The organism is Peribacillus sp. NPDC076916 (assembly GCF_050269675.1).
Classification (GTDB): domain Bacteria; phylum Bacillota; class Bacilli; order Bacillales; family DSM-1321; genus Peribacillus; species Peribacillus aracenensis.
Map to the genome: position 1 here is coordinate 778364 of NZ_JBNNIU010000003.1, position 13124 is coordinate 791487.

14 protein-coding genes and 1 other RNA gene are annotated in these 13124 nt (G+C 43.6%); 12 read left to right on the forward strand and 3 right to left on the reverse strand.

Annotated elements, in window-relative coordinates; genetic code table 11:
* Positions 1-44 precede the first annotated feature (44 nt).
* The 3 genes from hisS (at position 45) to ssrS (ending at position 3370) form a co-directional block, all read left to right on the forward strand.
* Entirely contained in the window at positions 45-1316 is a 1272-nt protein-coding gene (gene hisS, locus ACQKFG_RS13335; RefSeq protein ID WP_192205927.1) for a histidine--tRNA ligase, read from the forward strand.
* Positions 1317-1328: 12 nt separating this feature from the next.
* The gene (gene aspS / locus ACQKFG_RS13340; protein WP_260285289.1) at positions 1329-3098 is read left to right on the forward strand and encodes an aspartate--tRNA ligase; all 1770 of its coding nucleotides are present in this window, start codon (positions 1329-1331) and stop codon (positions 3096-3098) included.
* A gap of 86 nt (positions 3099-3184) precedes the next feature.
* Positions 3185-3370: non-coding RNA, 6S RNA (ssrS, locus tag ACQKFG_RS13345), on the forward strand.
* A gap of 22 nt (positions 3371-3392) precedes the next feature.
* Here ssrS and ACQKFG_RS13350 read toward each other — a convergent pair.
* Together ACQKFG_RS13350 and ACQKFG_RS13355 are read right to left on the reverse strand one after the other, a co-directional pair.
* A complete protein-coding gene (locus ACQKFG_RS13350) occupies positions 3393-3749 on the reverse strand; it encodes a hypothetical protein (protein ID WP_427559552.1) in 357 nt (118 codons plus the stop codon).
* A complete protein-coding gene (locus ACQKFG_RS13355) occupies positions 3746-3913 on the reverse strand; it encodes a hypothetical protein (RefSeq protein ID WP_427559555.1) in 168 nt (55 codons plus the stop codon). Before ACQKFG_RS13355 ends, ACQKFG_RS13350 begins: the two co-directional genes overlap by 4 nt.
* A gap of 80 nt (positions 3914-3993) precedes the next feature.
* On the opposite strand from ACQKFG_RS13355, the gene ACQKFG_RS13360 reads away from it, so the two are divergent.
* From ACQKFG_RS13360 to ACQKFG_RS13400, 9 genes are all read left to right on the forward strand, one after another.
* On the forward strand, positions 3994-4965 hold the full coding sequence (locus ACQKFG_RS13360; RefSeq protein WP_427559558.1) for an NERD domain-containing protein: 972 nt from the start codon (positions 3994-3996) through the stop codon (positions 4963-4965).
* Entirely contained in the window at positions 4950-5147 is a 198-nt protein-coding gene (locus tag ACQKFG_RS13365; protein WP_427559733.1) for an alanine-zipper protein, read from the forward strand. The genes ACQKFG_RS13360 and ACQKFG_RS13365 overlap by 16 nt, the downstream gene beginning before the upstream one ends.
* Before the next feature lie 160 nt (positions 5148-5307).
* Positions 5308-6414, forward strand: a complete 1107-nt coding sequence (locus ACQKFG_RS13370; RefSeq protein ID WP_427559561.1) for a M20 family metallopeptidase — start codon at positions 5308-5310, stop codon at positions 6412-6414.
* A gap of 110 nt (positions 6415-6524) precedes the next feature.
* A complete protein-coding gene (locus ACQKFG_RS13375; RefSeq protein WP_101222756.1) occupies positions 6525-7286 on the forward strand; it encodes a tRNA threonylcarbamoyladenosine dehydratase in 762 nt (253 codons plus the stop codon).
* A gap of 176 nt (positions 7287-7462) precedes the next feature.
* Positions 7463-8650: an ABC transporter substrate-binding protein gene (locus ACQKFG_RS13380; RefSeq protein WP_427559564.1), complete on the forward strand. Its 1188-nt coding sequence runs from the start codon at positions 7463-7465 to the stop codon at positions 8648-8650.
* A 76-nt stretch (positions 8651-8726) separates the two neighbouring features.
* Complete coding sequence (locus tag ACQKFG_RS13385; protein WP_098369668.1) at positions 8727-9605, forward strand: branched-chain amino acid ABC transporter permease; 879 nt, start codon at positions 8727-8729, stop codon at positions 9603-9605.
* A gap of 13 nt (positions 9606-9618) precedes the next feature.
* Positions 9619-10590: a branched-chain amino acid ABC transporter permease gene (locus ACQKFG_RS13390; protein WP_427559568.1), complete on the forward strand. Its 972-nt coding sequence runs from the start codon at positions 9619-9621 to the stop codon at positions 10588-10590.
* Positions 10565-11344, forward strand: coding sequence for an ABC transporter ATP-binding protein (locus ACQKFG_RS13395; RefSeq protein WP_427559571.1), 780 nt, complete (start codon positions 10565-10567; stop codon positions 11342-11344). Before ACQKFG_RS13390 ends, ACQKFG_RS13395 begins: the two co-directional genes overlap by 26 nt.
* Positions 11344-12051, forward strand: coding sequence for an ABC transporter ATP-binding protein (locus ACQKFG_RS13400; RefSeq protein WP_427559574.1), 708 nt, complete (start codon positions 11344-11346; stop codon positions 12049-12051). The genes ACQKFG_RS13395 and ACQKFG_RS13400 overlap by 1 nt, the downstream gene beginning before the upstream one ends.
* Before the next feature lie 164 nt (positions 12052-12215).
* On the opposite strand, the gene ACQKFG_RS13405 is transcribed toward ACQKFG_RS13400, so the two are convergent.
* Positions 12216-12707 carry a DinB family protein gene (locus ACQKFG_RS13405; protein WP_353872284.1) on the reverse strand — a complete coding sequence of 164 codons (492 nt, stop codon included), beginning with the start codon at positions 12705-12707 and terminating at the stop codon, positions 12216-12218.
* Between the last annotated feature and the right edge of the window lie 417 nt (positions 12708-13124).

The following is a 13124-nucleotide window of genomic DNA, read 5'->3' on the forward strand; positions in this document are numbered from 1 at the left end:
CGCCGTATCAGAAATGGCGTCTTGCTTTAAAGGAGGAAACACACATGTCTATTCAGATTCCTAGAGGTACCCAGGATTTATTGCCTGGCCAAACGGAAATTTGGCAGTATATCGAGAACACAGCGCGTGAGATTTGTCACCGTTACCAATATAAAGAAATCCGCACACCGATTTTTGAGCACACGGAATTATTTTTACGTGGTGTAGGGGATACAACCGATATCGTCCAAAAAGAAATGTATTCATTTCAAGATCGCGGTGAAAGGAATTTAACCCTTCGTCCGGAAGGCACTGCATCGGTTGTACGGTCATATATCGAGAACAAAATGTTCGGGTGGGCCAATCAACCGGTCAAGCTTTATTATATCGGGCCGATGTTCCGTTACGAACGTCCGCAAGCAGGCCGGTTCCGCCAGTTCGTTCAATTCGGCATTGAAGCTTTAGGAAGCAAGGATCCCGGAATCGATGCAGAGGTTCTGTCACTTGCGATGAACCTTTACAAGGAACTTGGTTTGAAAAAGCTGAAACTTGTGATCAACAGCCTTGGTGATAAGGAAAGCCGGACAGCGCATCGCAATGCGTTAATCAAACATTTCGAACCACGCATCGGCGAGTTTTGCGGCGATTGTCAAAACCGTCTCGAAAAAAATCCTTTGCGCATCCTGGATTGCAAAAAGGATCACGATCACGAATTGATGAACACGGCTCCTTCCATCATTGAATATTTAAATGATGAATCCCGCATTTATTTCGAAAAGGTGAAACAGCACTTAACCGATTTGGAAATCGAATTCGTCGAAGATCCGACCCTAGTGCGGGGCTTGGATTACTATAATCATACCGCATTTGAAATCATGAGTGATGCAGAAGGCTTTGGCGCCATCACTACCCTTTGCGGAGGCGGCCGTTATAACGGGCTGGCTGAAGAACTTGGCGGACCGGAAACACCAGGAATCGGCTTTGCACTTAGCATTGAACGCCTGATTGCTGCCCTCCAAGCAGAAAGCATCGAGCTTCCGATCAAAAAGGGAATTGACTGCTATCTTGTTTCATTAGGGGAAACAGCCAAGGATTATACCGTCAAACTTGCCCACCAATTGCGGAATGCCGGTTTTACCGTCGAAAAAGACTATCAAGACCGTAAAGTGAAAGCACAATTCAAATCAGCCGACCGCCTTGAAGCAAGATATGTGGCGACACTCGGGGATGATGAATTGGCAAATAATAAAATCAATGTGAAGTTCATGGAAACCGGTGAACAAGTCCAAATGGATCTTGCTACATTCGTTGAACAATTCAAAAAGCTACAGGCTTAAGGGGGAAATACCATGTTTGGCAGAACATACTTCAATGGTGAAGTGACAGAAGCAGCTATTGGTGAAAAAGTTACATTAAAAGGATGGGTACAAAAACGTCGGGATTTGGGCGGGGTCATTTTTATCGACCTACGTGACAGAAGCGGAGTCGTCCAAGTCGTTTTCAATCCGGACATCTCGGCAGACGCACTGGCCACTGCCGAAAAGATCCGTAATGAATACGTCCTTGATATCCAAGGAACAGTCATCAAACGTGATGAAGCCAATTTCAATCCGAACGTAACAACAGGGACCGTCGAAGTTCAAGCTGAAAACGTTACAATTTTAAACGAAGCAAAGACCCCTCCATTCATCATTGATGAAAGAACTGATGTATCAGAAGACATCCGCTTGAAATATCGTTATTTGGACCTGCGTCGTCCAGCGATGTTCGAAACTCTGAAAATGCGCAACCAAACAACAAAAGCGATCCGTGATTACTTGGACGGTGAAGGCTTCCTTGATATCGAAACACCGATCTTAACGAAAAGCACACCTGAAGGAGCACGTGATTATTTAGTGCCTAGCCGTGTACACGAAGGTGAGTTCTATGCACTTCCGCAGTCACCGCAAATCTTCAAGCAGCTATTGATGGTATCCGGTTTCGAACGCTATTATCAAATTGCCCGCTGCTTCCGTGATGAAGACTTACGTGCTGACAGACAGCCCGAATTCACGCAAATCGATATTGAAACAAGCTTCATGAGCCAAGAAGATATCATCAACACCGCTGAAAACATGATGGCTAAAGTGATGAAAGACGTAAAAGGATTGGACGTAACACTGCCATTCCCTAGAATGACGTACAATGAAGCGATGGGCCGTTACGGTTCCGACAAACCGGATACACGTTTCGGAATGGAACTTAAAGATGTTTCCGAAATCGTCAAAGACAGTGACTTCAAAGTGTTCACCGGCGCTGTTGCAAACGGCGGACAAGTTAAGGCGATCGTCGTTAAGGACGGAAATGCGGATTATTCCCGTAAAGATATTGATGCATTGGCTGAATTCGCAGCGATTTACGGTGCAAAAGGCCTTGCATGGCTGAAAGTTGAAGAAGACGGCGTAAAAGGGCCAATCGCCAAATTCTTCGCAGAAGATCAAGAGCAATTAGTATCTGCATTGGAAGCTGAAGTGGGTGATTTAATCTTATTCGTCGCAGATAAGAAAGGCATAGTCGCCGATGCACTTGGAGCACTTCGCAACAAGCTTGGTAAAGAAAGAGGCTTGATCGATCAAAGCAAATTCAACTTCCTATGGGTGACGGACTGGCCATTATTTGAATATGACGAAGAAGAAGGACGCTACTATGCAGCACACCATCCATTCACAATGCCATTCCGTGAAGACATGGACAAACTGGAATCAGACCCAGCAAGCGTCCGTGCACAAGCATATGACCTTGTCTTGAACGGCTACGAACTTGGCGGTGGATCACTGCGGATATTCGAACGCGACGTTCAGGAAAAAATGTTCAAAGTACTTGGATTCTCAGAAGAAGAAGCAAACGCACAATTCGGCTTCCTAATGGATGCATTCGAATATGGAACGCCGCCACACGGCGGGATTGCCCTTGGACTGGACCGCATGGTCATGCTGCTTGCAGGCCGCACGAACCTTCGCGACACCATCGCGTTCCCGAAAACAGCAAGCGCAAGCGACCTGCTCGTTGACGCACCAAGTACTGTAAGTGACAAGCAATTGGCCGAACTTAACCTAAGACTTGCTGCACTTAAAAAATAATTCATTTGGAAAAAATATGAAAAAATACCTAGGTGTTTTTTCTTGAAACAGTGTTAAGTATTATGATATGATGTCTTCAATAAGTAAGAGTCCTGATGTGTTCGTTCTTTAACCTATAAGTTTTGACCGAACACTTATAGTTACCGGGAGCACTAGTTTCCTGGCCGCGTAAAAGCCTCCCTCGAAGAGGACTTACAAACGCGAGGAACCGAGCACCCACCTGCGGAGAGCGGGTTCAAAACAAAGGCGTAAACGGCACAATTGGGACTCTTACACCTTACAAAGCAACTCATGTTAAACAACATGGGTTTTTTTGTGCGCCAAAATAGTTAACTCACGAGTAAAAGGCGAGAATTTACGAGTAAATGGTGCAAACTCACGAGTAAATGGTGCAGATTCACGAGTAAATGGTGCAAACTCACGAGTAAATGGCGTAAACTCACGAGTAAATGGTGCAAACTCACGAGTAAATGGTGCAGATTCACGAGTAAATGGCACAAACTCACGAGTAAACAGCGTAAATTCACGAGTAAACAGCATAAACTCACGAGTAAAAGACGAGAATTCACGAATAAAACGCAAATTTACGAGTAAACAGAGTAAATTCACGAGTAAACAGAGTAAACTCACGAGTAAATGGCGGAAACTCACGAGTAAAACGCAAATTCACGAGTAAATGGTGAAGATTCACGAGTAAATGGCACAAACTCACGAGTAAACAGCGTAAATTCACGAGTAAACAGAGTAAATTCACGAGTAAACAGCGTAAACTCACGAGTAAATGGCGGAAACTCACGAGTAAAACGCAAATTCACGGTAAAACGACTGATTTCATTTCCTAGCAGGAAAAAAGGGCATTTACAAAGAAGCTAAAGGAGAAGGAGTTGATGTATGGATGCTAAAACCGTGTGAAATGCCTATGAAAATGCTCAAACTGGAGGCATTAAGCAGGAGGCTCTCAGCCAATCATCCAAAACAGGAAAGAATCAGGAACGACTTCCAGAAAATCCGTGCAGGATTTAACGGTGAGCGGAGTATCGGAAAAGAGCTGAAGAATCTTTCGAAAGAATATTGTGTAATTCATGATTTGAGATTAAGCTGCGATGGGAGCCGTTATTTTCAAATGGATTTCCTAATATTCACCCGGAATTACTGTATCATCATCGAAGTGAAAAATTTTGCGGGTACGCTCTATTTTGACCGCACCTATCCCCAATTGATTCGGACAAAAGATGGACAGGAACAGGCATATCTGGATCCGCTAATCCAGGTTGACGTGCAAAAATCCCGATTAAATGATTGGCTTACATCTAACAATTTCCCCTCGTTGCCGATTGAAACGCTCATTGCCAATGCAAACTCGAATACCATCATCAGGACTACCCCAGGTTTTACCCCCATTTTCAAAAAAATCACGGGAAAAGAAACTCTGTTAACCAAAATTCACACTCTTGAAGAAAAGTATCCTTCTGAGCTATTAACCCAAAGGCAGAGGAATAGACTTTCGAACACGATTCTGCATAAAAACACTCCGCATAATCCTGATATACTCGAATTGTATCAAATTGATGATCAAGATCTGCTCAAAAGCGTTCAATGTCCTGAATGCTCTGCTCCCCATATGCAATATCACTGGGGCAAATGGTCATGCAGTCAATGTTCTTACGCCGCGAAAGATGCTCACATTCAAACTCTTCGTGATTTTGCTCTCCTCATAAAACCCAATATTACAAATAAACAAGCACGGCTCTTTTTACAAATCGATTCAATTGATATCATGCAACGGATACTATCTGCACTGGAATTGCCTTATTCGGGGCAATTTAAAAATAGAGTGTATAAACTTGATGGATTAATTCACGAGTAAATGACGCGAACTCACGAGTAAAAAGCGTAAATTCACGAGTAAATAGTGCAAACTCACGAGTAAATGACGCGAATTCACGAGTAAACAGCGTAAACTCACGAGTAAATGACGCGAATTCACGAGTAAACAGCGTAAACTCACGAGTAAACAGCGTAAACTCACGAGTAAAAACCCCAAACTAACGAAAAAATCCCAAAAACCATCGAATAAACTTAAATTCCCCTATTTAAGTAACATTCCGCAATATAGATTCGTAAATTATAGTAAGGTTGAGCGATAGTCAGCCAAGGATAGAAAGTAGTGAGGGCTTTGAAAGATTTATTGTATGCAAAGAGGATGGAAATGCTTCAATTAGTGGAGCGGCTAGTGAATATAGATAGTGGTTCTCATACGAAAAAGGGTATTGATGAAATTGGTTCGATTTTAAAAGGGAAATTTGAAAGTCTGGATTTTATTGTGAATACCGTTGAGCAACAGAATCATGGCAATCAGCTGGTCATCCAGCATCGTGATGCGCATCAACCGCATATTCTGGTCGTCGCCCATATGGATACGGTTTTTCCGGAAGGCACAGCGCAAAAACGTCCTTTTAAAGTGAAAGGAAGTCGGGCATACGGTCCCGGTGTAGCGGATATGAAGTCCAGTCTGGTTGAGCTTTTTTATGCGATCCTTTGCTTGAAACAGACGGGGCAGACAGGCTATAAGCATATCCAAATCATTCTTAATAGTGATGAGGAGATCGGATCTCCGTCGTCCGGTTCACTCATATCCGAAAAAGCGGCCAATAAGAAGTTCGCGTTAATTCTTGAACCGGCTAGGACGGATGGTTCTCTTGTCACGGCAAGAAGGGGCTGCGGTCAGTTTAAAGTGGATATCGTCGGGGTGGCTGCCCATTCAGGAATCGAACCGGAAAAGGGACGAAGTGCGATCGAAGAATTGGCCCATAAGATCATCGCCTTACACCGATTGAATGATCAACAGAAAGGAATCAGCGTCAATGTTGGCATGATTGAAGGAGGTTCCGCTGTCAATACGATCGCTTCCCATGCGGCTGCTTTTGTGGATGTGCGGATTTCAGAAAAAAAACAGGAAGGCATCATCCTCCAGCAACTGAAAAAAATCTGTGCTGAAACCTATATTCCAGGAACGAAAACGACATTAAGCGGGAAAATGGACCGGTCTCCCATGGAAAAGAATGAGAAAACGAACTTGCTTTTAGAGACGATCCGTCAGGCTGGGAAGGAAATCGGCATCGAGATCACGGATACGGCCACGGGTGGAGGTTCGGATGCTTCCATCACGTCTGATTTGGGAATTGCGACAGTGGATGGGCTCGGGCCAATTGGAGGTAATGCACATAGTGAAGAGGAGTATTTGGAAATTCCAAGCCTGACGGAAAGGACTCTCCTATTGGCAACCGTCATTCAAAAATTATCAAAAATGACCTAGTGCACCAATTCCGATTAGACTGCTCATATTTCGCTTGTCATTAATGATGTTTATGATATATTGTTAATTGGGAAGCTAATAAGAACAGAATTTATTGGAGTTGAATATATATGCTGCATCAGTTTTCACGAAATGAATTGGCAATTGGCAAGGAAGGAATCGATATTCTGAAAAATACGACCGTTGCTGTCCTGGGTGTTGGAGGCGTTGGTTCATTTTCAGCCGAAGCATTGGCACGTACCGGGGTAGGCCGTATTATTCTTGTGGATAAAGACGATGTCGACATCACGAATGTAAACAGGCAGATCCATGCCCTATTATCAACAGTCGGTCAACCGAAAGCGGAATTGATGAAAAATCGCATTCAAGATATCAATCCCGACTGCGAAGTGATCGCTCTTAAAATGTTCTATACAGAAGAGACGTTTGAAGAATTCTTCAGTTATGGCCTGGACTATGTCATTGATGCATCGGATACGGTCATTTATAAGATCCATGTGATGAAGGAATGCCTGAAACGGAATATCAAGGTGATTTCAAGCATGGGGGCCGCTAATAAGATGGACCCGACGCGTTTTCAAATTGCCGATATCTCCAAAACGCATACCGATCCGCTTGCCAAGGTCATTCGTACTAGATTACGTAAAGAGGGGATAACAAAGGGGATTCCCGTTGTTTTCTCCGACGAGAGCCCTATTGTCATTCGTGAGGATGTCCGAAAAGAAGTCGGCAATGATGAGGCAAAAATCCGTAAAGCCCAAATGCCACCGTCTTCGAATGCTTTCGTACCATCCGTTGCGGGTTTAATTGCAGCAAGCTGGGTGATCAATGATATATTGAAAGACATTGAAGTTCGCCGTGTAAATGATTGATAAAAATTAACTGACTCTATAAAGGGTCAGTTTTTTTTGTCGAATAGTAGATAATAACTTTTTTATCCATATCATATAGACGGGGTCGAAAGAATGAGATACACTATTTTCAGAATATTGTTTTTATTCAGATATTCTTTTTATTTAAAAGAACACACAAAACAAGGGGGTTTCAAATGAAGAAGAAAAAGCTAGCAGGAGTGTTTCTATCACTTTCATTGGTTGCAGGGGCGCTGGCAGGTTGTAGTGGCGACTCGAAAACTAGCAGTTCAGGCGGAGGTTCTTCAAAATCGGACGACACAATTAAAATTGGGGCCAACCTTGAATTGTCTGGAGGTACGGCATCATTCGGCCAATCGGCTGCAGATGGTTTGAAACTGGCCATCGAAGAGATTAATAAAGAGGGCATCAATGGTAAGAAACTGGAAATCGTTAAGGTTGATAATAAATCAGATGCAGCAGAAGCTACAAGCGGTTCAATCAAATTAGTCAGCCAGGACAAGGTTGTGGCTGTAGTCGGATCTGCGACAAGCACGAATACATTGGCACAGGTTCAAGTCGCACAAGATAATAAAGTTCCTCTACTCACACCAACTGCAACAAATCCCGACATTACCAACAAAGCTGGAAAATTAAATGATTATGTGTTCAGAACTTGCTTTATCGATCCATTCCAAGGTACGGTGGCAGCCAATTTCGCATCTGACGAAATAGGGGCAAAGACGGCTGCGATCTATGTGGATAGTGCAAGTGATTATTCTAAAGGACTGGCCGCGGCTTTTAAAGAAGCGTTCACTGCCAAGGGCGGTAAAATCGTGGCGGAAGAAGCTTATGTAACGAAAGATACTGATTTCCGCTCTACATTGACACGTATCAAATCCGCAAAACCGGAGTTCGTTTTCCTTCCTGGTTATTATGAAGAAGTCGGATTGATTTTAAAACAGGCACGTGAAGACGGCATAGACCTTCCATTCATGGGCGGGGACGGCTGGGATTCCCCGAAGGTCGTTGAAATTGCCGGAGCGGATGCTTTAAAAAATACCTATATCACGAATCACTATTCCCCGGAAGATGAAGATGCCAAAATCCAGGATTTCGTTGCAGCCTACCAAAAGGAATACGATAAAACACCGGATGCCTTTGCCGCACTTGGCTATGACACTGGGTACTACCTGGCCGATGCCATCAAGAGATCTGGAGATGCTTCTCCTGAAAAAATCAGACAGGCATTGGAAGATGTCAAAGATCTTCAATTAGTTTCCGGAACACTGAACCTTGATGAAAATCATGATCCAATCAAATCGGCGACCATCCTGGAATATGTAGATGGCAAACAAACGTTCAAGACAAAAATCAATCCATAATACCTTACGTGGATAGGGGGCAAGTTCCCCCTATTCTATATTCACTTAAAAAACGCCTTAACGGGGAGAGTGCAATATGGAACTGATTCAGCAATTGGTAAATGGCATTTCACTCGGAAGCATTTATGCTTTGATCGCGCTTGGTTATACGATGGTATATGGAATCGTCAAGCTCATAAACTTCGCCCATGGAGACGTATTCATGGTCGGTTCATTTGTAGGGTTTTACGCCATTACCGTAATGGACTTATCCTTCATCCCGGCTTTATTGATTTCGATGGTCACATGTGCCATCTTTGGCGTTTTAATTGAACGCATTGCTTATAAACCCCTTCGTAATGCAACACGGATTGCTGCCTTGATAACGGCCATCGGTGTTTCCCTTCTTATAGAAAATGGGCTGATTTACATCCGGGGCGCCCAGCCGGAAGCCTATCCAAATAATGTCCTTCCGATGGATAAACTCGATATATTGGGAGTTTCCATCAGCAGTCAATCGATATTGATCTTATCTGTTTCCATCATATTAATGATCATCCTACAATTCGTTGTCCATAAAACCAAAATCGGCAAAGCGATGCGTGCCGTTTCATTCGATTCCGAAGCGGCAAAGCTGATGGGAATCAATGTGAATAATACGATTTCAGCTACGTTCGCCATAGGTTCGGCCCTTGCAGGGGCGGCCGGTGTCATTTTTGGAATCTACTATATTAAAATCGAACCGTTGATGGGTGTCCTTCCTGGCCTTAAAGCATTTGTTGCAGCCGTCTTGGGCGGCATCGGCATCATTCCTGGAGCGATGGTCGGCGGTCTGCTGCTTGGAGTGATCGAAGCTTTGGTCAGTGCAGCCGGTTACTCATTATGGCGCGATGGTGTGGCTTTCGTCGTACTTATCTTGATTTTGATTTTCTTGCCGCAGGGACTGTTCGGTAAAAATAAAAGAGAAAAAGTATAGGGGAGACATGGCGATGACTACTTTAAAGAATTCAAAGGGTTTTTGGCTCTCGATCGTGCTCGCACTTATTTTTTTCGGAATCATGCAGTACACCATTTCAAACGGTATCCTCAATCCATTTTATATCAACACGCTCATGTTCATCGGCATCAATATCATGCTGGCGACAAGCCTTCATTTAATCATTGGAATAACCGGGCAGTTTTCGATCGGGCATGCAGGTTTTTTAGCGGTTGGGGCCTACGCCTCCGCAGTCATGACAATGAAGCTGGAACTTCCTTTCATCATAGCCGTATTGGCTGGGGGCGTCATCGCTGCTGTTGCGGGTATGGTGATCGGGATACCCAGCTTGCGTCTGAAGGGGGATTACCTGGCGATAGCTACGCTTGGATTTGGGGAAATTGTCAGGATCGTCCTTTTGAATATTGACTATGTAGGCGGGGCAAGCGGGATGCAGGTATCCCACCTGACCACTTGGCCATGGGTTTTTGCTTGTGTCATGATCACCGTCTTAGTGATCAGGAATTTCACCAATTCGACTCACGGGCGTGCATGCATATCCGTAAGGGAAGACGAAACGGCGGCAGATGCGATGGGAATCAATACGACCTATTATAAAGTGGCGGCTTTCGTCATCGGAGCTTTTTTTGCCGGAATTGCCGGGTCGCTGTATGCCCATAATTTTTATATTATCCAGCCATCGAATTTCGGTTTCCTGAAATCCTTCGATATACTGATTTTCGTCGTACTTGGCGGTCTTGGAAGTCTTTCAGGCTCTGTGTTGGCCGCAATTCTATTGACGATCGTGACGACATTCCTTCAGGATTATCCGGAAACGAGGATGATCATCTACAGTCTTGTCCTGATCCTGATGATGATTTTCCGCCCGCAGGGTTTAATGGGAACAAGAGAAATCACATCCTTGTTCAAACATAAAAAAACGAAAGGGGGCAAAAACGATGGAAGTCACAATACCGTTGCTTAAAGTAGATTCTGTGGGTATCCGTTTTGGCGGATTGAAAGCGGTGTCCGATGTGAATGTCGAATTATTTCCAGGGGAACTAGTAGGCTTGATTGGACCGAATGGAGCTGGGAAAACGACCTTCTTCAATTTATTGACGGGTGTGTATGTCCCTGCAGAAGGGACGATTGCCTTGAACGGGGAAAATCTAAATAAGCAGCCGCCATATAAAATTACCCGGAAAGGGATTTCAAGGACCTTTCAAAATATTCGCCTCTTCAGTGAGTTATCCGTGATCGATAACGTGAAGGTTGCTTACCACTCGCTTGCCAACCATGGAATTGCAAGCTCCATATTCCGGGTGCCGGGACATTTTTCCGGGGAAAAGGAAATGAATGAAAAGGCGCTGGAATTCTTGAGGATATTCAACCTTGACCATTTTAAGGATGAAAAAGCGAAGAATCTTCCATACGGACAGCAAAGGCGGCTGGAAATTGCCCGTGCTCTTGCCGCCAATCCGAAACTTCTATTACTGGATGAACCCGCAGCCGGGATGAATCCGCATGAAACGAAAGAATTGATGAACCTCATTGCTTTTATCCGGAAGGAATTCAATCTTACCGTTTTGCTCATCGAACATGATATGTCATTGGTCATGGGGGTATGCGAACGGATTTATGTCCTTGATCATGGACAGCTTATCGCTCACGGAAAGCCGGAAGAAATCCGCAACGATCCAAAGGTTATCGAAGCATATTTAGGGGAGGAGGTTTCCTGATGCTGATAATAGAGGACATCAATGTTTATTATGGCAATATCCAAGCGTTGAAAGGGGTTTCCATGGAGATAAACGAGGGGGAGATCGTGACTTTGATCGGGGCGAACGGGGCGGGAAAAAGCACGCTGCTCAAAACGATATCCGGCCTGTTAAAACCAAAGCAAGGAAGAGTTCTGTTCGAAGGCAGTCCGATTGGAGGAAAAGCTGCCCAGTCCATCGTGAAAATGGGTATATCCCATGTACCTGAAGGGCGCCGTGTCTTTGCTAACATGACGGTTTCCGAAAACCTGGAACTTGGGGCCTATTTACGAAAAGACAAAGAGAACATTCTTAAAGACATGAAAAAGGTCTATGAGTTATTTCCGAGACTGCTGGAGAGAATCAAACAGCAGGCTGGTACGCTTTCAGGCGGAGAACAGCAGATGCTTGCAATGGGCCGGGCTTTAATGGCGAAACCACGTTTATTATTGCTCGATGAACCTTCGATGGGCCTTGCACCGCTTCTGGTGAAGCAAATATTCAACATCATCCAGGAAATCAGTGAGTCCGGCACAACGATCCTTTTGGTCGAGCAAAACGCCAACCTTGCTCTATCCATTGCAGATCGGGCTTATGTCGTTGAAACGGGGCGGATCGTCCTCTCGGGCAATGCCGATGAACTCACTTCAAGTGAAGAAATAAAAATGGCCTATTTAGGAGGCCATTGAACCGCCGTTTGGCCGTTTGAGATTGTAGACAAAAGGAGTTGTATTTAAATTTTAGGCTTTGTTAAGCAGTATTGTCGTTTTTTAGGTATAAAATATGGGAACGTCCGATTTGGACGTTCCCGTTCTTATTCCATTAAAGCCTACTATAATGAATGAAAGCTTTTTTAAAAGCTGCGTTTCTCTGGCCAAGCTCCTTGCATTTTACTAAGGAATACAATTTGCCCAATATGATATGCGTCGTGCATTGCTAAACTCTTCAGTTCAAGCACTAATGGATTATCTCCTGGAATCTGTCTATACAAATCTTCATGTTCTGATTTTGCTAGTATTTTTCCAAGTTCACGATGAACATAAAAGTATTCTTGTTTTGTTTCCTTCCAATTTTCTAACGTCTCAGTTGGTAATCGAAATGTAGAGTCATTATTTTCTGCCTGTGGTTCATTCGCTGTTTCACCAAGAAATCGCATTAGATATCTCTTTTCAAAGAAAAGTAAATGACAAACTAATTCCCAAATGGAATTCATTGCCCCATCAGCTGGTTTCCAAATCGCCTGTTCAAAAGTGATGTCTTCTAGCACTTTTTCAAGTGGTGGAAACCAGTCTTCTTCATCTAAGCAGCTTGCCCATTGCTGCAACAAAAGTTTCTTTACATCCATTTTCTATTCCCTCCAATTTAATCCCTTTGGTCAAAATTCATTTGCGTCGTGTTGTAGATAGCTAACTAATTAAGGTGTCATGCCAATCCCTTGGTCAATTAAACTGGCCCTTTAACGGAACAATGAATGTTCCGTTATTTTAAAAATTCTGACAACCTTAGTTTATTATAGACTGTGTTAACTGAGAAAGAACAACTCTCTAAAACCATTTTGATTATCGTAAACGGCATTTGGCGGTTTTTTTGATTGATATGCATAATATACAGGGGAATGAAAGCAGGGGATATTCATGCATGATTTTATACATCCAGAATAGTATTATTCAATTTTGATATAGGAATTAAGACTAAAAAACAACGAAAAAACTGGGTTTAATTCCCTACCAATATACTTGTATTTTGGTAAAAATGTAATTAA

What these genes read in the sequence shown, in the direction of transcription:
- ACQKFG_RS13380 (WP_427559564.1), top strand. Translation starts at nt 7,463, where the DNA reads ATGAAGAAGAAAAAGCTAGCAGGAGTGTTTCTATCACTTTCATTGGTT.
- hisS (WP_192205927.1), top strand. Translation starts at nt 45, where the DNA reads ATGTCTATTCAGATTCCTAGAGGTACCCAGGATTTATTGCCTGGCCAA.
- ACQKFG_RS13390 (WP_427559568.1), top strand. Translation starts at nt 9,619, where the DNA reads ATGACTACTTTAAAGAATTCAAAGGGTTTTTGGCTCTCGATCGTGCTC.
- aspS (WP_260285289.1), top strand. Translation starts at nt 1,329, where the DNA reads ATGTTTGGCAGAACATACTTCAATGGTGAAGTGACAGAAGCAGCTATT.
- ACQKFG_RS13385 (WP_098369668.1), top strand. Translation starts at nt 8,727, where the DNA reads ATGGAACTGATTCAGCAATTGGTAAATGGCATTTCACTCGGAAGCATT.
- ACQKFG_RS13360 (WP_427559558.1), top strand. Translation starts at nt 3,994, where the DNA reads ATGCTAAAACCGTGTGAAATGCCTATGAAAATGCTCAAACTGGAGGCA.
- ACQKFG_RS13370 (WP_427559561.1), top strand. Translation starts at nt 5,308, where the DNA reads ATGCTTCAATTAGTGGAGCGGCTAGTGAATATAGATAGTGGTTCTCAT.
- ACQKFG_RS13375 (WP_101222756.1), top strand. Translation starts at nt 6,525, where the DNA reads ATGCTGCATCAGTTTTCACGAAATGAATTGGCAATTGGCAAGGAAGGA.
- ACQKFG_RS13405 (WP_353872284.1), bottom strand. Translation starts at nt 12,707, where the DNA reads ATGGATGTAAAGAAACTTTTGTTGCAGCAATGGGCAAGCTGCTTAGAT.
- ACQKFG_RS13395 (WP_427559571.1), top strand. Translation starts at nt 10,565, where the DNA reads ATGGAAGTCACAATACCGTTGCTTAAAGTAGATTCTGTGGGTATCCGT.
- ACQKFG_RS13400 (WP_427559574.1), top strand. Translation starts at nt 11,344, where the DNA reads ATGCTGATAATAGAGGACATCAATGTTTATTATGGCAATATCCAAGCG.